Raw genomic sequence first — 23,023 nt, 5'->3', positions numbered from 1 at the left:
TAAACGTTTTTACGAACGTTTGTGTCAATTTAATGAACAACGTACATAATGTTATGCATTTTGTTTTTACAAGCTGTATAGTAAAAAAAGATAAATATCGGAATAGAGCATATTTAAAGAAAAAGCATTGGTAAGGAAGGGAGCTAGGGTCTTGGTAAGAACTATAAATGAGACATTTTTAAAAGCATGTAGGGGGGAACGTACAGAGTATGTACCAGCATGGTATATGCGTCAAGCAGGTCGTTCACAGCCGGAATATAGAAAGATAAAAGAGAAATATTCTTTATTTGAAATTACACATAATCCAGAGTTGTGCGCTTACGTTACAAAGTTGCCAGTTGATCAATATAACGTAGACGCAGCAATTCTTTATAAAGATATTATGTCACCACTACCTGCAATTGGTGTTGATGTGGAAATTAAATCTGGCATTGGTCCAGTTATCGATAATCCAATCCGTTCTTTACAAGACGTAGAAAAATTAGGAGAAATCAATCCAGAAGATGACGTACCTTACATACTAGATACAATTCGTTTATTAACGAAAGAAATGTTAGATGTACCGTTAATCGGTTTTTCAGGAGCTCCATTTACGTTAGCGAGCTATATGATTGAAGGCGGTCCTTCTCGTAACTATCATAATACGAAAGCGTTTATGTATGCAGAGCCGAAAGCTTGGTTCGTATTAATGGATAAGCTAGCAGATATGGTTATTACATATTTAAAAGCGCAAATTAATGCAGGAGCAAAAGCGGTTCAAATTTTCGATTCTTGGGTTGGAGCAGTAAATGTAGCGGATTACCGTATATTTATTAAACCAGCGATGGAGCGTATTTTTGCAGAAGTTCGTAAGGTGGGTGTTCCAATGATTATGCACGGCGTAGGAGCTGCACATTTAGTGAATGAATGGCACGACTTACCGCTTGATGTAGTAGGTTTAGATTGGCGTTTACCGATTGAAGAAGCACGCGCACGTGGTGTTCACAAGGCGGTACAAGGAAATATGGATCCTTCATTCTTATTAGCACCTTGGCCTGTTATTGAAGAACATGTAAAAGGTATTTTAGATCAAGGGATGAAGCAGCCAGGTTATATCTTTAACTTAGGTCACGGCGTATTCCCAGAAGTAAATCCAGATACATTAAAACGCTTAACTACATTTATTCATGAGTACTCTAAAGAACAGTTAGCGAAGTAAAGGGGATTGTCTGTATGAAAAAGAAAATTGGTTTGCTTGTAATGGCATACGGAACGCCATATAAAGAAGAAGATATTGAACGTTACTATACACATATTCGCAGAGGAAGAAAGCCAAGTCCTGAAATGCTAGAAGATTTAACAGAGCGTTACCGTGCAATTGGTGGTATTTCTCCTTTAGCTACTATTACATTAGAGCAAGCTAAAAAGTTAGAAACGCGTTTAAATGAAATACAAGATGAAGTAGAGTACCACATGTATCTTGGTTTAAAACATATTGAACCGTTCATTGAAGATGCAGTACAAGCTATGCATGAAGATGGAATAGAAGATGCAATTGCACTCGTTCTTGCCCCTCACTATTCTACTTTTAGCGTGAAGTCGTATGTAGGACGAGCGCAGGAAGAAGCAGGAAAACTTGGAAACTTAACAATTCACGGCATCGATAGCTGGTATAAAGAACCGAAATTTATTCAGTATTGGGTCGATGCAGTGAAAGGTATATATAACGGTATGTCAGAAGCAGAACGTGAAAAAGCAGTGTTAATCGTATCTGCACATAGCTTACCAGAAAAAATTATTGCACTCGGCGATCCATACCCGGATCAATTAAACGAAACAGCTGACTATATTGCACGTGGTGCTGAAGTAGCAAATTATGCAGTTGGCTGGCAAAGTGCCGGAAATACACCAGATCCTTGGATTGGTCCAGATGTACAAGATTTAACGAGAGAATTAAATGAAAAGTACGGCTACAATTCATTCGTATATGCACCAGTTGGATTTGTTGCGGAACATTTAGAAGTTTTATATGACAATGACTTTGAGTGTAAAGTTGTAACGGATGAAATTGGCGCGAAATATTATCGTCCCGAAATGCCTAACGCGTCGGACGCATTTATCGACTGTTTAGCAGATGTAGTATTAAAGAAAAAAGAATCTGTAATGTAAGTAGAAAGGGGGAGCTTACTTGAGGAAAAAAGTTGTGATCATCGGCGGTGGCATCACAGGATTAACAACAATGTATAACTTACAAAAAGAAATTCGTGAAAAAAACTTGCCGATAGATGCATTGCTTATAGAAGCGTCTGGTAAACTTGGCGGGAAAATTCAAACCGTTCAAAAAGATGGATTTACAATTGAACGCGGTCCTGATTCTTTCTTAGCAAGAAAAGAGAGCGCAGCTAAATTAGTGAAAGAATTAGGACTTGATGCTGAACTTGTAAATAATAAGGCTGGTCAATCGTTCGTTCTCGTAAACAATCGGTTACATAAAATGCCGAGCGGTTCAATGATGGGAATTCCAACGCAAATTACGCCGTTTCTATTTTCCGGATTGTTCTCCCCAATTGGTAAACTAAGAGCTGGTTTTGACTTGTTAATGCCTAGATCAAAACCAGTTTCTGATCAATCACTCGGGCAGTTTTTCAGGCATCGTCTTGGAAATGAAGTCGTTGAAAATTTAATTGAGCCATTATTATCTGGTATTTATGCAGGGGATATTGATGAAATGAGTTTAATGTCAACATTCCCTCAAATTTATCAAATTGAACAGGAGCACCGTAGTATTTCACTCGGTATGCGTACGCTCGCTCCAAAGCAAGAGAAGGCTGAATTGAAAAAAGGAATATTTAAAACTGTGAAAACCGGTTTAGAATCTATAGTAGAATCTCTTGAAGTGAAGATTCCTAATGATATGGTAATGAAGGGAACTCGTATTGAAAAAGTTGCAAAACTTGGTGATAGTTATACGATTACTCTTAGTAACGGAAAAGAAATGGAAGCAGACGCGATTGTAGTTGCGACGCCGCATAAAGTATTGCCGTCTATGTTTGCGCAGTACAAGCAGTTTCGTTTCTTCCGTAACATTCCGTCTACATCAGTTGCAAACGTGGCACTTGCTTTCCCAAAGTCTGCAATTCAGCGTGATATTGATGGTACCGGATTTGTCGTATCAAGAAATAGTGATTATACAATTACAGCGTGTACGTGGACACATAAAAAATGGCCACATACAACGCCAGAGGGAAAAACGCTTCTTCGCTGTTACGTCGGACGCCCAGGTGATGAAGCGATTGTTGAACAAACTGACGAAGAAATTGTACAGCTCGTATTAGAGGACTTACAAAAGACAATGGATATTACAGAGGATCCAGAGTTTACAATTGTAAGCCGCTGGAAAGAAGCCATGCCTCAATATACAGTAGGCCATAAAGAGCGAATGAAAAAGCTCACAACATTTATGGAGGAAGAATTGCCAGGTGTGTATTTGGCAGGTAGTTCTTACGCTGGTTCTGGTCTTCCGGCTTGTATTGAGCAAGGTGAGTTAGCGGCGAAACGTGTGTTATTTCATTTAGAGAAAGTAATGGAGACTAAATTAGTCGCACATTAAAATATTTCAAACAAAACGCCTTCAATTATATTGAAGGCGTTTTCAGAGTGTTGGGAAACCCTTTAGGGTTCCCAACACTCTGGAATCTTTTTTGATTTTAGCGAAAGAAAACAACAAAAAATAGTAGAATTTAGAAAAATAGCCCTCCACCAACCCCTTTTTGGTTAGATGGAGGGCTATTTTTTTCATGTTTTGACAAGCGGCGGTGAGGTAAGCCTGCATTTGGACAGATTTCAGCCCTCGAAACCGAGCATATCGATAGCCATGTAGTTCTTTTGCATCCGCAAAGCTTCGCTCTATAGTTGAACATCGTACTTTATACAACTTTTTCCCTGTAGCTGTTAGTTTGTTTTTTCTAGCGATATCTTTATATTTCTCCCATATATGATGGGTGATAACTTTTTGTTTTTGTTTCTTTGAAAAGCATACCTCACGTAGCGGACAAACAGCGCAGTCTTCTGGATTCGATTTATATTGACGATATCCTTCGCGATCCGTTGTCGCATATTCTAAAATACATCCCATCGGACAAGCAAATGCATTCATTTCTTCTACATATTTAAATTGGCTTTTCGGTACTTCTTTATTTCTCTTTCCAAATCGGCGATACCCCATCACCATAAATATATTTCTTTCTGATAACTTCTTACAGATATATCCTGTAAAATAGCCTGCATCAAGAGCTACAGCTTCCACTTCAAATCCGAATTTATCAACTTGAGCTTGTAGACGTGCTAAATACGGCTCGGAATCTGCCATATTTCCAGCCGTTATATAGGTATCTGTAATAATATTGTACTTCGCATCAGTCGTACGATGATCTAAAAAATGAAAACCGTTCGGTTTTCCATCTCTCATTAAAAATCCACTATCTGGATCCGTTGTACTTATCCGAGTTTTTTTAGTAGGGGTATCACTTTCCTTTCTAGGTTTTAATTCTTTTTTCCGTGCGCATCACGATCTTCGATTACCGCAGCTTCTAGTTCATCTATATAGAACTTTGCCTTTTCTTTTTTATATTTATGTACAAATTTATTTTTATTGGCATTGGCCTTAATGTGTGTGGAATCTGTCATCAACGCACGTCCTCCTACCATACGGCGCTCCGTCGCTTGTCTCACAATCTCATCAAAAATTTCTTCGAAAATATTTGTATGAACGAAACGAGTACGGCGATTCCAACTGATTGTAGAATGATCTGGAATTGTATCTGATAGAGAGAACCCTAAAAACCAACGGTAGGCAATGTTCGTTTTAATCTCCTTTTCCAATTGACGCTCAGAACGAATACCATAAAAATATCCAATAAACATCATCTTAAATAAAACGATAGGATGGATTGACGGACGGCCATTGTTTTCACAATAATAAGGGCGTAACTTCTCCTCAATAAAATCAAAACTAATTGTCGCTTCAATCGCACGAAGGAAATGATCTTGTGGAACCAATTCTTCTACAGAAACAGATACACGCTCGTCGCGATGATTTTTTAAAGCACCCATCATAAGAAATCTCTCCTTTTCCTCTTTTTTATCAGTGTTGACACATAAAAAGAGGTTCAGACACAAAAATAGGCTGTGGAGAAGGCTTTCTCCACAGCCTGAAAACGCCTTCAATTATATTGAAGGCGTTTTGTTTATTATATAAAATACTTATTCGCCAATAAACATATATAAGTTATTTGGCTTTATAACGGCATCTCCTGCATAAATAACCCACTCTGTTAAGTTATCAAAATCTAAATGATAACTATTTCCTTCACTCATATCTTCTATAAAATATGGTTCATTAATGAGTATTCCTTGAATGAAATCTTCGGTAATGTTTTGCATTTCAAACCACATATGTTCACTTTTTCCTTCTTCGTAGGAGACACCAAACTTAGCGAGGAAACGAAAATCTTCATTTGATTGTTCAATGTGAAAAATGTTGCTGAAATACCCGAAAGTATTCTTCGCATTGTAAGCCATACGATCAGTTTCACTATTTGTTTTATAGAACATGAGCCCTGTAGCCTCCTCGTGTTCTTTGAAAAAACTTTCAATATATTCTTCTGAAGTATTAAACTTGAATAAGAGAACGGATGGAGATTGATGGTATTCATCTCGGTCATCCATCCCGCCAAGAAATACGTTTTGTGCATCTATTGGTTGTAGTTTCACTTCTTCATCCTCGATTGAAGATAATTGATCCATACTCGTTTTATGCCCAATATAAGATAATCCTTTTTCCCATGGAACAGCTACTGTATGTATAGAACCTTGCTGACTATGCGCGATAACGATAGGCTCATTCATAGGGACTTGTCCATTCTCAACGGCATTATTAGCAAATGTTTGAAAGAGATCACCAATGCCGTAATAGGAAGAAATACGATTTGGAATAATTAATTCTATTTCTGTTACGCCTGCTCTTAAAAGGCCGTGTGTATGAAACCAATATTGCGTAGGCTCATCTTCTTTATCGTCTTCATAAACGGAATGAATAACATACAAGTCAGGAATGTCAGGTAATAATTCATTTTCAACGTGATATTCAATATAGCTTCTAGATATCACTTTCATTGCGGCACTTGAATCGATTACAAATAACAAGTCTGGGGCGAGGTTCCATAGAAACTGTAACTGCTGGAAAAAGCAGCCCAGCACATCGCCTACAAATAGCGTACGAGTGAAAATTTCAGTGCCATAAGCAGCATCTTCAAAATTACGATCTACGATTGTAGAATCTTGTCTATTGTACATTTTATATTCTTCTGGGTCATTCGCCTCATCAATATGCAGTTCATACGGTATGATTTTTTCATCCATATGTAACTCGACAATAAGGCTTATCTCATCACTATAAACAATTTTCAACTCATCAACTTTAGTAGAGATAGTTTCTAGCCGCTGTTTTAACTGTTCAATTGTAATTTTAGTTGGTATAACAGCAATCATATCTGAAAAATGACGTTCTAATGTTCCATTCATAGCTGCGCGGTATGTTTCTATTTGCACTTCCATCCAATCACTCCTATTCAAATGAATCTATTTTACATGCCAATTAAATTTCTATATTTTCTGTTTTCTCTCTCTAACATTATAGAGCGCATTCGTAGAAGGTGTAAAATTATTATTTTGTATTATAGTTTGAAAACTTGTAAATTAAATAAATTTTGTGTAAAATTTGTCGAAATATAGTTCTATATAACGAATCATTTGATATGATAGAAATGCTGAGAAAATATGAATTAGGGAGAGGGAAATGGCTGTGAAGAAATTATTAAGTGTCTTTTTATCATTGATGTTATTGCTTTCATTTACTGGAACTTTAGCGCAGGCGGAAGAAACTACTTCTATGTCAGTAGAAAAAGCAATTCAAGTATTTAAGCAGCAAGGGAAAACGAAGGGGATAGTGGAAGGATATATCGTTGGGTATACGCAAAGTCCTTCTAAATACACGAAAGATCCGGCTAAGTTTGACGACACAAACGTGGCAATTGCCGATTCGCCAAACGAAACGAATCCAGACAAAATCATGCCTGTTCAATTGCCAAAAGGCGATGTGAGATCGGCAGTAAATGTGAAAGACCATCCTGAAAATATCGGAAAGAAAGTTAGGTTGACAGGGACGCTTGAGTTATATTTCGGTAGCCCAGGTTTAAAATCAGTAACAGCTCATAAGTTTCAAGGAGAAGAACAAAACCGCGTTAGCGATGTAGTGGCATCACCAAATGGTGGGGAAGTCGCAAAAGGAACAGCAGTAACATTAACAACGAATACAGAAGGAGCAACAATCTACTATACGTTAGATGGCTCTAATCCTACAAATAAAAGTGTTCGTTATAAAGGACAAATTGTAGTGAATGAAAATAGTGTAGTGAAAGCAATCGCTGAAAAAGAAGGGCTTACTTCTTCAGCAGTTTCGACATTTTCATTTATAATCGTAACAAATGAACCAGTTCGTATTCATGATATTCAAGGGGAATCACATATTTCTCCTTACAATGGGAAGAAAGTAAACAATGTGGAGGGCGTTGTCACAGCGCTTGATAAAAATGGTTTTTATATAGAAGATAATCAGCCGGATAATGATCCAGCTACTTCTGAAGGTATTTACGTATACAAAAAAGATGCGAATGTAGCAGTAGGAGATCTTGTCCAAGTTGATGGAGAAGTAGAAGAATATGTTGGACCTGGATATGCAGAGCGATTTGAAACAGACTTAACGACGACGGAAATTAAGGCGAGTCGCGTTGCTGTAATCGCAAAAGATCAACCTTTACCAGCGCCGATTGTATTAGGAGAAAACGGTGTGAAAATCCCTGATCAAATTATCGATAATGATGCATTCGGTCTATTTGATCCAAATGAAGATGCAATCGACTTTTATGAAAGTGTAGAAGGTATGCGCGTTACGATGCCAACACCAAAAATTATCGCTCCGCAGAAAAACGGTAATTTATATGTAACAGTAAAAAATGGCGGAGATAAAGTAGTAACGAAGTATGGTACACCTTTATTAGGTAAAGAGCAATTAAATCCAGAGCGCCTTTCTGTAAAAGTACCTCGTGATTATGTCGCGAAAGTAGGCGATACGTTCACTGGAGATATAACAGGCGTAGTAGGATATGACTACGGTTCGTTCCGCATTTCGCCAGTAACGGAATTACCATCTGTAGTGGACGGCGGATTTAAGCAAGTAGGGGCAAATATTCAGCCGCGTCTTGATAAGTTAACAGTTGCTACATATAACATTGAAAACTTCTCAGCGAACAAAAAAGAAACAACAGATGAAAAAGTGAAAGCGTTAGCTTATTCTATTAAATATAATTTAAAAATGCCTGATATTATCGGTGTACAAGAGATGCAAGATAATAATGGAGCAATCAATGACGGTACGATTGATGCATCTTTAAGCGCAAAACGTATCATTGATGCTGTATTAGAAATTCGTGGACCGAAGTATGAGTATGTAGAAATTGCGCCGAACAACAATCAAGACGGCGGGGCACCTGGAGCGAATATTCGCGTCGGTTTCTTCTATAACCCATCTCGTGTGAAATTAGCGACAGTACCGAAGTTACTAGATAAAAATGTAGTTCGTATTGGAGACGAAAATCCTTTATTTGAAAGTACACGTAAACCGTTAGCGGCAGAATTTACATTCCAAGGACAAAACGTTGTTGTCATTTCAAATCACTTAAACTCAAAACTAGGAGATGCAACGCCATTTGGAAAAGTGCAGCCGCTCGTATTAAAGAGTGAAGAAAAACGAGTTCAATTAGCACAAGAAGTGAATCATTTCGTACAAGGTATTCAAGAAAAGAATACAAATGCACCAGTTGTTGTATTAGGTGATATGAATGACTTTGAATTCTCTAAACCTTTAGAAGCACTAGAGGGAACGATATTAAAAGATATGTTAAACACAGTGCCGAAAGAGAACCGCTACACGTACATTCATGAAGGTAACGCACAAGTGCTAGATCATATTTTAGTAACAAACAACATCGCACCGCACACAATTGTAGACCCTGTACACTTAAACTCAAACATTATGAAAGAACATGGACGTGTAAGTGACCACGATCCAGTACTTGTTCAAATTGATTTGAAGAAGGCTTCTTAAAGTAGGGGAACGCTTAGAAATATACTAAGCGTTCTTTTTCTATAAAAATCATGTTAAAATTAATTAAAAATTCAGTTTTTTATAATGAGGAGGTTAAAGATGCAAGCATGGTTAAATGGAAAGTTAATGAATCAGCTTGCAATTTTTTTTAGTACGATCGTCATGATCCAATTTGTAGCTGATGTAACAGGGCTTACTCAAAGTTTAGACATTACGTATAACTTAATACATACAGCATCGTCCTATATAACGTTTAGTTTGGCGGTTATTTTTACTTTAATCGGTGCAAGAAGAGAATTAAGTGAATATGCAATTATTGCATTATGTTTAGTGGTAGCTATTAAAGCGATTTATTTTGCGGCGATCGTTATTTTATGGGGATTGGCAGGTACGCCGTAAATGAATAAAAAAACCTAATTTCCAAGAAGACATGAGGAAATTAGGTTTTTATGCTTGAAACGCTTTTCTACATCGATCTCTTCTTTGTAGTCTTCTTTTGTACCGTTTTCTATCACGCTGTACGCCTTTTATATACATACATAGGCTAACGAAGAAGAAGAAGGCACATTGCATCGTTAATATGTACGGTGACATGCCATGTAACGGTTGCTTTGGATCATATAAATGAATAGGTGCCCCGCCTATTGTAGGGAATATCGTATTTAGCAGGATGTAAGGAATGGCGGTAGTTGCAAATGGAAATAGAAGCGCCATATAATCTTTTTGTGACCATGCAGATGCAGCAAGTCCTAAAAGAGCCATTAAACCTGCAAATAAAAAATTAATTCCGATATATACAGTAATGTAAGTGATGGGAGTATCGTAATATAAGTTTGCGAACATCCCGTTATCATTTATAATGCCTGAACCAGCCGTCGGTTCTCCGTCTGGAATGGTTAATTTGCAAAATAATAATGATAAGATGAATGGAAACGTATAAAGAGTTCCTCCGCAAAAAAATGTAACGATATATTTCATTACTGAATAAGGAAATATAGAAATTTCTTTACTGACAAACGGTTTAAAACCATCTGATTTATCCGAGTTGTAACTTGTACTAAAGGGAAGGCTCGCAATAACTGGCATTAATAACAAATAAACATCCATTTCATTGCCACGAAATCCAATCCATTTAATATCCGTTGATATAGGTCCATTCGCAGCGTCTCCTAAATAACGAATTACATAATAATAATGATAAATAGAAATAAGAGCTAATCCACTAAACATAATAATTAAAGAAACACGATTACAAAAAGCTTGTCTTATATTTAAACGAAGCGCACGCATCATGACTGAAAAAGCCTCCACTATTTTTATAAATCTGTCTACTTTCTATATTACTATTAAATGTAAGGATTTTCTTGTTTTTTTATTTGTTTATTAGAAAAAGAGAAATTTAAGTGTTGTCAGGTAAGGTTTCAATACAAGACTTACAAAAGTTGTTTTTTCTAAAATATGGTTGACAATTAAGTATTACATTTGTAATCTTAAAAGTGGATTACAAATGTAATACGAGGGGTGGAAAACAATATGACAAATAAATTACCTAAAATATCTGAAGCAGAATTAGAAATTATGAAAGTGTTGTGGTCGAATTCTCCACAAACAGCGAATAAAATTATAGAAGAACTGGAAGATACAATGGACTGGAAACCGAAAACCATCCGTACATTAATTAACCGGTTAGTACAAAAGGAAGCCGTTTCTTACCATCAAGATAAAGGGCGCATGTATGCTTATTTTCCGCTAGTATCACAAGATAATTATTTACAAGTTGAAACGAAATCTTTACTAAAGCGCTTTTGCGGCGCGGCGTTTAAGCCATTACTTGTCAATTTCTTAAAAGAGGAAAAATTGTCTTCAGAAGATATTAACGAACTGAAACGCATTTTAGATGAAAAGACCGAGGAGAATAAGAGGAAGGATAGATAACAATGATAGACATGATTATAAATCTATACCTTCCTCATTTTTTTGATTGGCTTATAGAAACGTCACTTATGGCTAGCATATTAGTTGGATTTATTTTATGTATAAAAGTTCTATTTAGAAATAAATTAACGCCCCGATGGCAATATATGCTGTGGATCGTACTAATGATAAGACTTCTTCTGCCATGGTCACCGGATAGTTCGTATAGTATTTATTCGCTACTTTCCTATAGTTCTAGTGTATCGGAAGTTATTCCAAAAAATATGTCGTCTACTGAGAGTATAGTGAACATAGAAACCAATCATACAGTGGAATTGGAATCAAATTCTGAAACTGTGACAAAAAATGGTGAACCTGAAGTAAACGCGAGTGCGGAACAACAGACTACATTTTCTTTATACAAACTTGCTCTATATGTTTGGCTAGCTGGGGTAATCGTATTAGCAGTCATAACGTTTATTACAAATAGACGTTTATATTCTTACATAAAGAAACAAGCGGATATTACGGATGAACAGGTCATTACAGTGTTTAATCGCTGTAAGCAGTCTATGAAAATGAAGAAGGCAGTTTCATTACGTCTAGCAGGAAAGATTGCGAGCCCAACTGTTTTCAGTTTCTTTCGTCCGAAAGTATTACTATCAAAAAAACATATGAAAGTATTAAATGAGCAACAATTACAATATGTCTTTTACCATGAGTTAGCTCATATTAAGAGAAACGACGTAGCTGTAAATTGGATTATGTACAGTTTGCTGCTATTAAATTGGTTCAATCCGATTCTTTGGTACGCCTATTTCTGTATGCGAGAAGATCAAGAATTAGCCTGTGATGCATATGCGCTTACTTTTATAGATAAAGAGGAGCAAATTGCATACGGTCATACAATTATTACTCTTTTAGAACATTATTCCTATCAAGCACCAAGCCTAGCAAATTTAAGTAGAAATAAACGAACACTGAAAAGGAGAATCGTTATGATTAAAAAATTCCAAAAAAAATCGTATCGTCTTTCTTTACTTGGAATCATTGCTATAGCAGCTATAGCAGGGGGATTCTTATTGAATGCAACGATAACTGAGGGAGATGAAAGACAGAAAGAAAAAGTTGTAGAAAAAAAGCAATCTAAAGCAGCATTTGAAAAAGCGATAGAAACAGTATTAGGTACACCAGAGAATGCAAGTAGAGAATGGGGTATGTCAATAAAGTCATATAAAAGGGATACAGATTTTTTGTATTTGGCAGAAAAGAATTTTACAAAAGAAGAATTTGAACAATATATTCAATTATTTAAGGAAGCTAAAGAAATTCATAAAAAAGCAATGGTTAAGAAAAAAGTGCCTGAGAATTATGATGGAGATACAAAGGAATTTAAACGTGAACGCTTGAATAAAACGGATCAAGAAAGACTGGCTATTATTGAGAAGAAATTAATTCCACTTTCGGAAAAGGTGGAGAAGTCTTTAACATATACTGTGGAAGAAGCGAAAGATCATGTACCATTTCAAATTAAGCAGCCGACTTATATAACTGAAGGTTATGAGTTAAAAAGAGAATGGGCTGACTCATATTTTGGAAGAGATGTAGAATTAGTTATTAAATCAGAATATACAAAAGGGAAATATGGTTTTACAATTTATCAGTCAAGGATGTATGTAGGTGGTAATAAGGATCCACTACACTACATGATGCCTGGAGAAGATAATCTAGAAAGTTATAGTTTAGACGGGAAAGGAATGGTCTATAATAAATCTTCTCATGGAGAGGGTAAGTTAAAAGGTGTCAAAATGTTTGTACCAGCACAAGGTAAGAATAGTGAGTATCAAATTGTTATAGTGAATGATATTTTTACAAGAGATACAAAGATATACGAAGAGATAATCGATGATGAGCTAACTAAGAAAGAGATGGAGAAAATATTACTTTCTATGTCAAAATAAAAGACAGTGTTCTTAAACTGAACTGCACCCCAATTGTTAGACACAGTCTAACAATTGGAGGTGTAGTTTTTTTATGACTAAATTTACTTCAGAAGACAAAATGAATGCAGTAATACATTATCAAGATGGAAGTGAGAGTATAAAAGATATTGCGAAATCATTAGGAGCGAATCACGAAGTGGTTCGCATGTGGATAAAACAATTTGAATATCATGGAATCCAGGCATTTGAAAAAGGCTATACAACGTATTCTGCACAGTATAAACTAGACGTACTAAATTATATGTTCGAAAATGGGACGTCTCCAAACGAAACGGCAGTTATTTTTAATATTTCTTCACCTGGACTTATTAGAAAATGGCGCATTCAACTACATCAAAAAGGAGTAGACGCCCTTAAATCGAAGAAAAAGGTGCGTCAATCTATGACTAAGGACAATCAAAAATCAATCAACAAACAAACACAAATGGAAGCGTCAGTAGAAGCATTACAAGCTGAATTGGAGCGTTTGCGTATGGAGAATGCTTATTTAAAAAAGTTGAATGCCTTAGTTCAAAACAAGGAAAAATCACCAAACAAGATAAGGCGCAAGTAATCTATGAACTAAGGAAAGTATTTCCAGTGAAGGCACTTTTAAAATTAGCAGAACTCCCACGAAGTACGTATTATTACTGGATACAGAATTCTAATCGCCCGGATAAAGATAAAGAGTTAAAGATCTTAATTCAAAACATTTACGATGAACACCAAGGTCGTTATGGATATCGCCGTATTCGCGATGAGTTAATGAACCAAGGACACAAAATCAACCATAAAAAAGTTCAACGAATTATGAAAGAGTTAGGTTTGAAGAGCTTAGTTCGTATGAAAAAATATCGCTCTTATAAAGGAAAAGTAGGTAAGATTGCGCCAAATATTTTAGAACGTAACTTTAAGGCTGAAAAGCCGAACGAAAAATGGGTTACAGACATAACCGAATTTAAATTATGCGGCGAGAAGCTCTACTTATCACCGATGTTAGATTTATTTAATGGAGAGATAATCGCTTATACAATTGATTCAAGACCAACCTATTCACTTGTATCGAAGATGTTAGAGAAGTCTTTTCAACAATTGACAGAAGAAGACGAACTCCTTATTCACTCTGATCAAGGCTGGCATTATCAAATGAAGAAGTATCGTCACGCCCTAAAAGAACGCAAGATTACTCAAAGTATGTCTCGTAAAGGGAACTGTTACGATAATGCGGTTATTGAAAGTTTCTTTGGTATTATGAAATCTGAATTTCTTTATCTAAAAGATTTTGAAAGCATAGAACACTTTAAACAAGAATTTGAAAAATATATCGATTATTATAATCACAAACGAATTAAGGCGAAATTAAAAGGCATGAGTCCGGTACAATACCGAACTCATGCCCTAAAGGCTGCCTAATAAAACGACCTGTCTAACTTTATGGGGTCAGTTCAAACTTTTGGTTTTAAGAACACTGTCTATTTAATTAGATTTCTAGTGTGATATAGCCAGCAATTATTATGAATATATTCTTGCTTTCCATACAAGTATACTTTTTGATACACTATGGACAGTATGATATAACTTGACTGGAATTTTTTTAAACTGGGAATAACTAAAAAAGAGAACTTGTATAGAATGTAAGCGTGTGGTAATATCAAAGATGTACTGATTGACTATATTATCCAATTGGTCATTTTTGGAGGTGACGATGTGGCGATAGATCGAAAACGTTCTATTATTGAAGCTGCAACAAAGTCTTTTTCAGCATTTGGTTATAAGGCGACGACGATGGATCAAGTTGCGAAGTTAGCGAATGTAGGAAAAGGAACAATTTATACTTTTTTCAAAAATAAAGAAGAACTATTTGGCGAAATTATCTCTAATTTAATTACAGAAATGAAGCAAGTTGCAGCAAATGCAATTCGTTCAGATATTTCATTTTTTGAAAATGTACATAGAGCATTATATAGCATATTAGAATTTAGAAAAGAACATCAGCTCATGATTAAATTAATTCAAGAAGAGCGCGATATGGGAACGAAAGAAGTACAAGAAGTGATGCAACAAGTAGATGTGGAAATCGTTTCTGTCATTCAATCTTATTTAGAGATTGCAATTGAAAAAGGTGAAATTAGCAAATGTGATCCAGAAATTACAGCGTTTATTATGCTTCGCCTATACGTATCGCTTATTTTTGATTGGGAAAAAAATCATGAACCGCTAGAAAAAGAAAAAATCGCAGAATTATTTGAACTTTATTTATTAAAAGGATTGTCAAACTAAGATAATCCTTTTATTATTATAAAAAGTGACCAATTGAACAAAGTGGTCATATGTTAATTTTAGGAGGGATAATAGAAATATTTACTTCATAGTAAGGAACAGTTGCATAGTATAAATTCGGGGATAAGGCATATGTATGAATAAGTATAGCCTTTTTGTTTGGGTAAAAATGACCAAATGAACATTTTGGTCATTTTAATAAAGGGGGAGAAATGATGAAATGGAATCAGTTACTTCGTAAAGAGTTTACTGAAATTATAAAAAGTAAAAAAATATTAATCCCAATCATTGCGGTTTTATTTGTACCGATTTTATATGCGGGTATGTTTTTATGGGCCTTTTGGGATCCGTATGAACAGCTAGATGACTTGCCAGTGGCGGTAGTCAATTTAGATAAAGGTGCAGTATTTGATGGGAAACCAATTGAGGTCGGAAAAGGGTAATTAACTGTTACGATTTATTTAACCAATTAAAACTAAAGTTAATTAAATATATCAGTAAGCCCTGCTAGTCAAGTGATTGGCTAGTAGTGAGGGGTAACTGCGGGCAATCCCTAAAGCTGATTGAACTACAACGTGGCTAGAAATGGCGAGCGTGAATGTCGCGAAAGCAGAAAAAATCAATCAGATGGTGCAAGGTTAAATCCTAAACACTAGAACAATGGGTCTTCCGCCTCGAATCATCTAAGTCAAAATGGATAAGATGAACGTTCAACGACTATCTCGTATAACTGACGAGAGTACATCACAAGCCTATGGTGGTGGAAAAATCCTCTATCTCTAAGTAGATAAACATATAGTCTGCGCTCATGTGAAAACATGAGAAGTTCATAAGAGAACTGGCTAAGGAATTGCGCCCTTAGTTGAACAAGATAAATTTTATTGAATCTATCAAACTTTATTGAATTTATCGAACGTACGTGCTATGTTTGGTTCGATGAGGTGAGAATCATAATGAAATTTTCACGAGTTAGTCAAGTATCGGAATTAACAGGTTTGTATCCTGGTAGTCTCAGGAGAATGCTGGTGTAACACGCTACTATTCAGAAGAACAAATCTTTCATTAAAGAAGTTAAATTCTGATGATATTAGCGAAGAAAGTCAGACTGATTCCAACGCCTGAACAAGAAAAAGTGCTTAGAAACCATGCTGGAGCTGCAAGATTTGCTTATAACTATTGTAAAAGAATGAGTGATAGATACTATAAGCTATTTGGAAAATCTGTTTCACAGTTAGCTTTACAGAAACGATTTACAAAGATCAAGAAGCGAAAGCAATATGAGTGGTTAAAAAATATCAACGCACAAGTTCCCAAACAGGCTTCAAAAGATTTTGACAAGGCGCGAAAAAATTCGTTCGAAAAGTACCAAAATGGTTATCACACTTCTTATAAATCCAAAAAAGATTTAATCCAAGGATTTTATGCCAATTATGAAAGACTGATTATAGGAAAGAAAGTAGTTCATATTCAGTCTATTGGAGAAGTGAAAACAAGCCAACAACTACCAAGAAACAAAAAGCCATCCAATCCAAGAGTTACATTTGATGGTCGTCACTGGTGGATTAGTGTAGGGTTCCAAGAAGACTTTGAATTACAAGAGCTAACCAATGAGTCGATTGGTGTGGATGTTGGTTTAAAAGAGCTGTTTGTGGCTTCTAATGGTATGAAAGAACGAAATATAAATAAAGATGCTAAGGTTAAAAAACTTTTGAAAAGGAAAAAGTCAGCGCAAAGAGATATGTCTAGGAGATTTAAAAAAGGTGTAAAAATTCAATCTGCCGGATATGAAAAAGCTAAAGCGGAGCACCTGCGGTTATCTAGGAAAATTACGAATATCCGAAATAACCATATCCATCAAGCAACAGCAAAATTGGTGAAAACCAAACCAATGAAAATTGTTGTGGAAGACTTACCTATCTCAAACCTGTTAAAAAACAAAAAACTATCGAAAGCATTTTCATTTCAAAAATTAAACTTCTTCTTTCAATGTTTGTCATACAAGTGTGAGAAATATGGCATCGAGTATGTAAAAGCTGATAAATGGTTCGCCTCAAGCAAGATTTGCTCATGTTGCGGAGTAAAATACGACCATTCAGTTCAACCAGAAGGACAGTGGAGTTTAAAAATACGTGAGTGGTGTTGTGTTGGGTGCAATAGCCATCACGATAGGGATGTAAATGCTGCGATAAATTTATCAAGATGGGTAAAATAAATGCTTGATAATAGGAGGTAACGATACTGCCTCGTGTGGAGTGTTATACCCCTCGTCCCTTTGGGGTTGCGAGAACACTTTGAAGCACTAACTTGTGTAAATTTGATTAAATTGTATAGATTTAGTTAAGTTTATCGTATCGGCTCGTTGATAACTTAAAAGATAATAAAAGTTTTAAATGGGAATTTGTAAGTGAAAAAGAAGCGAAAGAGGGAATGGAAGGCAGAAAGTATTACATGTTAGTACGTATTCCAGATGACTTCTCAAGTAACGCTACAACGTTATTAAAAGACGATCCGAAACCATTAAACTTAGAATATATTCCAAATGAAAGTTTAAACTTCTTATCTTCACAAATTGGCGGAACAGCAATTGAAAAAATTAAAGGTGAAGTATCAAGCACATTAACGAAAACATATGCAGAGAAAATGTTTGATTCCATTAAAGACGTCTCAAAAGGATTAGCGGATGGAGCGGACGGAGCAAATAAGTTACATGATGGAGCTAGTGAGTTGCATGATGGATCAAGTAAAGTGACGGATGGCCTCCATACCCTTCAAGAAAAATCTGGAGAAATGAAAGATGGAGTTCAGATATTAGCAGATGGATCTAATAAATTAGTAGATGGGTCAGGCAAAGTAACAAACGGTTTAAATACGCTAAATAGCAAAACAGGTGAAATGCAGACAGGTATAGGTAAATTACAAGATGGATCCGGAAAGGTGACAGCAGGTTTAAATACGTTAAATAGTAAAACAGGTGAAATGCAAAAAGGAATTGATGAATTACAAGGTGGATCGGAGAACGTGACCGGTGGTTTGAACAAATTGGTAAGTAAATCAGATGAATTAAAAACAGGAACAACTGAACTATCAAATGGTATGGAACAACTTGTTGGAGGACAAAGTGAATTAGAAAAAGGGTCCCAAGAGATTCAAACAGGTTTGCAGGAGTTAAATAGTAAAGTACAAAATTCTGTTGCAGGCCTAGAGAAAGCGCAGTCGAATATTCCTTCTATATTAAATACAGTAAATGAGAAAATGACTGGGGCTGAAGAAAACGTAAATCAGTTAAATGAATTTACTCAATCAACAGCAGGGGATGCAACAACTGCAGCGCAAGATGTAGCGAATTTGCAAAAGCAAATTGAAAGTTTACCAAAAGAATATCAAGAGCAGTTACAACCATTTATAGCAAATGCGGCAAAAAGTACAGCGACAGTTCAGCAAAAAGCTGCCGGAGTAGCAGGTGGAACAAACAAATTAAATGAAGAAGTAAAACAATTAAAAGGTGAAATACATCAAACAACAAGTGGATTGCAAAATAAACTACCAAATCCAGCAGAGGTGAAGAATTTAACGGAGGGTATTGAGAAACTAACGAACGAACAAACCAAATTTGTTAGTAAGTTTCATGGATTTGGTGAAGGTTTAGCTAATGTGAAAATAGGTGCCGATAAACTAAAAGACGGATCAGGTCAACTAATTGATGGAGTAACTCAATTACAAAGTGGATCTGGAAAGGTGACAGCAGGATTAGGTCAATTATCGGTAGGAGCCAACCAAATGTCAGGTGGAGTAACCCAATTAGTGGACGGTTCAAGTCAAGTAACAGGCGGTTTAGGTACATTATCTGCAGGAGCAAATCAAATGTCAGGCGGAATAAATCAATTGGCAGATGGATCAAACCAAGTAACAGGTGGTTTAGGCACATTATCTGTAGGAGCAAGTCAAATGACAGGCGGAATAACGCAATTAGCAGATGGCTCAAGTCAAGTAACAACTGGCTTAGGTACTCTAAGTGGTGGCCTAAATAAAATGTCCACTGGCTCAACCCAGCTAATCGACGGAGTAAATAAACTAACAGACGGATCCGGAAAAGTAACAGATGGCCTCGTAAAAGTAAATGATGGTTCAGGTGAACTTGCTGAGAAACTTGGCGAAGGGGCAGAGAAAACTGGTGAAGTGAAAGGAACGGATAAAACGTATGATATGTTTGCAAGCCCTGTAAAAGTGAAGACGGAGAAAATGGCGGAAGTTCCAAACTACGGAACAGGATTCACACCGTATTTCTTATCACTCGGTTTATTCGTTGGGGCATTACTATTATCTATCGTATACCCATTACGCGATACAGTCGGCGTTCCGAAATCAGGATTTAGCTGGTTTATTAGTAAGTTTGGTGTTTTACTATCAGTCGGTATTATTCAAGCAATAGTAGCAGATGTCATATTACTGTTCTGGTTAGGTGTAGAAGTACAAAGTATTCCATACTTTATACTCTTTAGTATTGTTACGAGCTTAGCGTTTATTTCATTAATTCAATGTTTAGTAACAGCATTCGGTGATGCAGGACGTTTCATCGCCATCATCACATTAATTATTCAGCTTACAACAAGTGCTGGAACATTCCCGCTAGAGTTGATTCCGAAGTATTTACAACCATTTAATGCTTGGTTACCGATGACATATTCTGTATCAGGATTGAAAGCAGTCGTATCAAGCGGAGACTTTAACTTCATGTGGCAAAATATTGGGATACTCATGATCTTTATCGTTGTATTATCACTTGGAACAATTGCTTCATTAACGTGGATGCACAAACGACAATTTAGAAATATTGCTGAAAATCAATCGGTTGAAGCGTAAATAAGAAATATAAAAAAGGCACCGAAATGGTGCCTTTTTTATTGGTCTTGTTTTATTGGATGAGAAATTTTATTTGTTTTTCTATTTTTACGGAACAAGTATATAACAATACTTATAAGAATAATTGTTGCTACAATCCAAACAAATGGACCATATCTTTCAGCAAAAGTATATAGTTTCATGTTGCTGGAAATGTCCTCTTTTGTTTTTCCTATTAGAATTTCAGAGCCACTATAACCTTCAAGTGTATCTCCGTTTTTCATACCAAAAATAAGAGTGTCTGATTTGTTTTCTATTCCTGTGTATCGGTATCCTTTACCTTTAATTGTTAATTGAGTATCATCTTTTTTTAGTGTGTAGTCTTCGGCGGAAATATCTTTTCCTGACAGTGTAATTGGTTCCATTGAGAAGCGGATTTCTTTTAATGCAGGAAGAGCCTCATTGTTTAGTAAGAGCTGCTTTGCAATATGCTGCTCGGTATCAATATTTTTCCAATTTGCCTTTCGATGTTTATACGTATTAATTTCAAGGAGTGCGAATTCTTTATTTTGAAGTTTTTCTTCTGTAATAGGTTGCGCAGTAGTTAACGTCCCTTTTAATAAAATTACACCATCTTTTGCAGATTGAAAAGAAGAGACTTCTTTCGTTTCTTGTAATGTATTGATAGCACTTCTATAATCTTTTTTTCCTAAAAGAACAGCTCCTGTATGTACAGTTAAAATAAGATATAGGATGCTTAATACTATAATAGCTTTTTTCACTATGTACCCTCCAAAGTATGTATAAATGGATTGTAACATAATTTACCATATGGAATTATTAATTTGAATAATAAGTTACAAATATAAGGGTGATAAATAAATTAAAAAAGTGTGGATGAGAGGAGTAAAAGTGAAAAGGAATTACAACAATTTACAGAGAAAACTAGAATAGAGGAGTTGATATGATGAAAGGAAATCTTACTTATTATTTTATCGTAAATCCGCTAATCATCTTTCTTGTTTACGCCCTTTCACCTATCTTTTTTCATAAAGAAAAATATATAAATATGAAAGATGCACTAGGAATACTTGTAGTTTACTATGTGCTAATTAGTGGGTATTACTTTATGGATGTTGTAAGTAAAAGAATGAAGAAAAATAGTAAGGACAAACAATAAAGTTTTATTACATAAAAACTGATGGAGGACAACAAAATGACCGAAAGCCAAATGAAATTTCGTGATACGACCATTCGCAATTTTTTCGATAAAGAGGATCGTTTAAAATCGATTCCAGGTCAAAAGAAGAAAAAACTAGTATTGTTAGAGCATTTAGTGAGCAAGTTAAACGCTGAAAATCAATATACAGAAAAAGAAATTAATACATTCATAAAACAATATCATGATGATTTTTGTACGATTAGACGAGAATTCATAGTGCATGGATTTATGGATCGTGAGGATAATATGTACCATATAAACGGGAGAGAAGTGTGGACGAAGTGGGAGGAGTTATAAGTGTAATAAGGAAGGGGAATTTTCTTGCAAGCTAGTAGTCTTATACAGGAAGAGATTTCGGGAAAACCATCGATTATTGGGATATTCACTTCACCAACACTACAATTCAAAAGGATGAAGAATCAAAGAAATATATTCTTTCCACTAGCCTTTTTAATTGTGCTTATTATAATTTCAAGTGCCTTAATGTCTTGGAATTCTTTAAATAATCCTGCACTCAGTATGTTTCATGATAAAACGGGATTTACTGTTCCGAAATACATAACTTTCTTTACTACATTTGGATTTTCAGCAGTCAGTGGAATCGTAGCTATACTTTTTGCACCTATATTCTATAAGAACATTATGATTTTCTTTGGAGTTGATATTAACTATAAAGAAACATTCCCGGTAATTATTTATGCTTCGTTTGTATTAAGATTAGGGATGATTTTAAACGGATTAATTGCATTTTCTCTAAGTGGGTATGAGATATCTTATACAGGTTTAGGTGCAATAGCAACAGATAATATGATCTTGCATACAATCGCTCAAAGAATAGATATATTTAATATTTGGTATTACGTTTTATTAGGAATAGGTTTAAAAACGATAACGAATTTAAATAAAGACAAACTTATCCCTCTTATTATTGTACTTTTCGTTTTCACTAGTTTATTAGCGAGCATAGCTGGGTTTATGCAGGAAATATCTAAAGCGTAAGGATAGGTGGGAAGTATAATTATAAGCTTGTATGAAAAAGGTGGTTTGGATATGGACAAACCACCTTTTATCCCGCTATTTGCCGGGCAGTAAAACTCCCACCTCAAAATGCGGCTGGAGCAAAGAAGCTAGGTGGGAGATCAAAACAGCCCGTAAATGCCCGATTAGTAGCCCGCGCTAGTCTTGCATTTTTCTTTGTAGTAAGTCTATGAATTCTTCAATATTTGAACTTGTAATGTATCCCACCGTTATATATTCATCTTCATAATAAAATATTATTTTTTTATCAAAGATTCTTCTCTTCGTTTCTATAGATACAATTTTTTCATACTCAAATTCGGCAATTAATGTATTTTTATATTGGCTAAAAAAGAGAAGTCTTCTATTAGTAGCAAGTAGCATGCCTGGATATGGGACTTTATGCGTATTTATATAGTCAGTAAGTGAACAATTTAAAGTAGATATAATAACGTCGTCTTTATGTAATAGTTGTTTTGCGGCTGTTAAAATTGGATTCATTTTATGCATTCCTTTTATATAGATGTAAGGATATTGTATCAAAAGTGAAAAGATTCTCAATATGTA

The 23,023-nt window shown here is 35.5% G+C and carries 18 protein-coding genes and 2 pseudogenes; 15 read left to right on the top strand and 5 right to left on the bottom strand.

What is annotated here, in order from left to right; translation table 11 throughout:
- Positions 1-151: 151 nt before the first annotated feature.
- Genes hemE through hemY form a run of 3 tightly spaced genes read left to right on the top strand, consistent with a single transcriptional unit; the run spans position 152 to position 3,589 of the window.
- A complete protein-coding gene (hemE, locus tag JFU18_RS10080) occupies positions 152-1,198 on the top strand; it encodes a uroporphyrinogen decarboxylase (protein ID WP_201032637.1) in 1,047 nt (348 codons plus the stop codon).
- 14 nt (positions 1,199-1,212) lie between these two features.
- Entirely contained in the window at positions 1,213-2,148 is a 936-nt protein-coding gene (hemH, locus tag JFU18_RS10075; protein ID WP_201032638.1) for a ferrochelatase, read from the top strand.
- Between the two features lie 19 nt (positions 2,149-2,167).
- A complete protein-coding gene (gene hemY / locus JFU18_RS10070; protein WP_201032639.1) occupies positions 2,168-3,589 on the top strand; it encodes a protoporphyrinogen oxidase in 1,422 nt (473 codons plus the stop codon).
- A gap of 42 nt (positions 3,590-3,631) precedes the next feature.
- Here hemY and JFU18_RS10065 read toward each other — a convergent pair.
- A protein-coding gene (locus tag JFU18_RS10065) for an IS1182 family transposase (protein ID WP_374101388.1) occupies positions 3,632-5,094 on the bottom strand; the annotation gives its coding sequence in 2 pieces (ribosomal slippage) (positions 3,632-4,533 and positions 4,533-5,094; 1,464 coding nt in all).
- 147 nt (positions 5,095-5,241) lie between these two features.
- Complete coding sequence (locus JFU18_RS10060; protein ID WP_201034824.1) at positions 5,242-6,594, bottom strand: DUF4026 domain-containing protein; 1,353 nt, start codon at positions 6,592-6,594, stop codon at positions 5,242-5,244.
- A 241-nt stretch (positions 6,595-6,835) separates the two neighbouring features.
- On the opposite strand from JFU18_RS10060, the gene JFU18_RS10055 reads away from it, so the two are divergent.
- Positions 6,836-9,202 carry a DUF6359 domain-containing protein gene (locus JFU18_RS10055; RefSeq protein WP_201034825.1) on the top strand — a complete coding sequence of 789 codons (2,367 nt, stop codon included), beginning with the start codon at positions 6,836-6,838 and terminating at the stop codon, positions 9,200-9,202.
- A gap of 99 nt (positions 9,203-9,301) precedes the next feature.
- The gene (locus JFU18_RS10050; protein ID WP_201034826.1) at positions 9,302-9,601 is read left to right on the top strand and encodes a hypothetical protein; all 300 of its coding nucleotides are present in this window, start codon (positions 9,302-9,304) and stop codon (positions 9,599-9,601) included.
- A 48-nt stretch (positions 9,602-9,649) separates the two neighbouring features.
- On the opposite strand, the gene JFU18_RS10045 is transcribed toward JFU18_RS10050, so the two are convergent.
- Positions 9,650-10,495 (bottom strand): hypothetical protein, encoded by an 846-nt coding sequence (locus JFU18_RS10045; protein ID WP_002134843.1) that lies wholly within the window; start codon positions 10,493-10,495, stop codon positions 9,650-9,652.
- A gap of 240 nt (positions 10,496-10,735) precedes the next feature.
- Between JFU18_RS10045 and JFU18_RS10040 the strand changes: the two genes are divergently transcribed.
- From JFU18_RS10040 to JFU18_RS10010, 7 genes and pseudogenes are all read left to right on the top strand, one after another.
- Entirely contained in the window at positions 10,736-11,137 is a 402-nt protein-coding gene (locus JFU18_RS10040; RefSeq protein WP_002134844.1) for a BlaI/MecI/CopY family transcriptional regulator, read from the top strand.
- A 2-nt stretch (positions 11,138-11,139) separates the two neighbouring features.
- A complete protein-coding gene (locus tag JFU18_RS10035) occupies positions 11,140-13,077 on the top strand; it encodes a M56 family metallopeptidase (protein WP_201032643.1) in 1,938 nt (645 codons plus the stop codon).
- 73 nt (positions 13,078-13,150) lie between these two features.
- Positions 13,151-14,511 (top strand): IS3 family transposase gene (locus tag JFU18_RS10030; protein ID WP_201034827.1). Its coding sequence is split into 2 segments (ribosomal slippage): positions 13,151-13,607 and positions 13,607-14,511, totalling 1,362 coding nucleotides; the frame shifts between segments, so codons are not numbered across the junction.
- 294 nt (positions 14,512-14,805) lie between these two features.
- Positions 14,806-15,378 carry a TetR/AcrR family transcriptional regulator gene (locus tag JFU18_RS10025; RefSeq protein WP_002134846.1) on the top strand — a complete coding sequence of 191 codons (573 nt, stop codon included), beginning with the start codon at positions 14,806-14,808 and terminating at the stop codon, positions 15,376-15,378.
- Positions 15,379-15,593: 215 nt separating this feature from the next.
- Positions 15,594-15,818: pseudogene (locus JFU18_RS10020) on the top strand (YhgE/Pip domain-containing protein); the annotation flags it as partial.
- A 641-nt stretch (positions 15,819-16,459) separates the two neighbouring features.
- Positions 16,460-17,590, top strand: a complete 1,131-nt coding sequence (locus JFU18_RS10015; protein WP_201034828.1) for an RNA-guided endonuclease InsQ/TnpB family protein — start codon at positions 16,460-16,462, stop codon at positions 17,588-17,590.
- Between the two features lie 143 nt (positions 17,591-17,733).
- Positions 17,734-20,238 (top strand): annotated as a pseudogene (locus tag JFU18_RS10010) (YhgE/Pip family protein); the annotation flags it as partial.
- Between the two features lie 38 nt (positions 20,239-20,276).
- Here the strand turns inward: JFU18_RS10010 and JFU18_RS10005 are convergent.
- Positions 20,277-21,038 carry a hypothetical protein gene (locus JFU18_RS10005; protein WP_201034829.1) on the bottom strand — a complete coding sequence of 254 codons (762 nt, stop codon included), beginning with the start codon at positions 21,036-21,038 and terminating at the stop codon, positions 20,277-20,279.
- 143 nt (positions 21,039-21,181) lie between these two features.
- On the opposite strand from JFU18_RS10005, the gene JFU18_RS10000 reads away from it, so the two are divergent.
- The 3 genes from JFU18_RS10000 to yknW are packed head-to-tail and all read left to right on the top strand — an operon-like array spanning position 21,182 to position 22,438.
- A complete protein-coding gene (locus JFU18_RS10000) occupies positions 21,182-21,397 on the top strand; it encodes a hypothetical protein (protein WP_201034830.1) in 216 nt (71 codons plus the stop codon).
- Positions 21,398-21,433: 36 nt separating this feature from the next.
- Positions 21,434-21,736 (top strand): DUF2087 domain-containing protein, encoded by a 303-nt coding sequence (locus tag JFU18_RS09995; protein WP_201034831.1) that lies wholly within the window; start codon positions 21,434-21,436, stop codon positions 21,734-21,736.
- A 24-nt stretch (positions 21,737-21,760) separates the two neighbouring features.
- Positions 21,761-22,438: a YknW family membrane protein gene (yknW, locus tag JFU18_RS09990; RefSeq protein WP_201034832.1), complete on the top strand. Its 678-nt coding sequence runs from the start codon at positions 21,761-21,763 to the stop codon at positions 22,436-22,438.
- Between the two features lie 177 nt (positions 22,439-22,615).
- Here yknW and JFU18_RS09985 read toward each other — a convergent pair whose 3' ends face one another.
- Positions 22,616-22,957 carry a PH domain-containing protein gene (locus JFU18_RS09985; RefSeq protein WP_201034833.1) on the bottom strand — a complete coding sequence of 114 codons (342 nt, stop codon included), beginning with the start codon at positions 22,955-22,957 and terminating at the stop codon, positions 22,616-22,618.
- Positions 22,958-23,023 lie beyond the last annotated feature (66 nt).

It is taken from the genome of Bacillus sp. TH22 (assembly GCF_016651015.1).
In the GTDB taxonomy this organism is placed as follows: domain Bacteria; phylum Bacillota; class Bacilli; order Bacillales; family Bacillaceae_G; genus Bacillus_A; species Bacillus_A mycoides.
This window is presented reverse-complemented; position numbering and strand designations above follow the sequence as displayed.

Coding starts and splice junctions, on each gene's coding strand:
- JFU18_RS10035 (WP_201032643.1), top strand. CDS start 11,140: ATGATAGACATGATTATAAATCTATACCTTCCTCATTTTTTTGATTGG.
- JFU18_RS10040 (WP_002134844.1), top strand. CDS start 10,736: ATGACAAATAAATTACCTAAAATATCTGAAGCAGAATTAGAAATTATG.
- JFU18_RS10045 (WP_002134843.1), bottom strand. CDS start 10,495: ATGATGCGTGCGCTTCGTTTAAATATAAGACAAGCTTTTTGTAATCGT.
- JFU18_RS10050 (WP_201034826.1), top strand. CDS start 9,302: ATGCAAGCATGGTTAAATGGAAAGTTAATGAATCAGCTTGCAATTTTT.
- JFU18_RS10055 (WP_201034825.1), top strand. CDS start 6,836: ATGGCTGTGAAGAAATTATTAAGTGTCTTTTTATCATTGATGTTATTG.
- JFU18_RS10060 (WP_201034824.1), bottom strand. CDS start 6,594: ATGGAAGTGCAAATAGAAACATACCGCGCAGCTATGAATGGAACATTA.
- JFU18_RS10015 (WP_201034828.1), top strand. CDS start 16,460: ATGATATTAGCGAAGAAAGTCAGACTGATTCCAACGCCTGAACAAGAA.
- JFU18_RS10005 (WP_201034829.1), bottom strand. CDS start 21,038: ATGTTACAATCCATTTATACATACTTTGGAGGGTACATAGTGAAAAAA.
- JFU18_RS09985 (WP_201034833.1), bottom strand. CDS start 22,957: ATGAATCCAATTTTAACAGCCGCAAAACAACTATTACATAAAGACGAC.
- JFU18_RS09995 (WP_201034831.1), top strand. CDS start 21,434: ATGACCGAAAGCCAAATGAAATTTCGTGATACGACCATTCGCAATTTT.
- JFU18_RS10000 (WP_201034830.1), top strand. CDS start 21,182: ATGATGAAAGGAAATCTTACTTATTATTTTATCGTAAATCCGCTAATC.
- hemH (WP_201032638.1), top strand. CDS start 1,213: ATGAAAAAGAAAATTGGTTTGCTTGTAATGGCATACGGAACGCCATAT.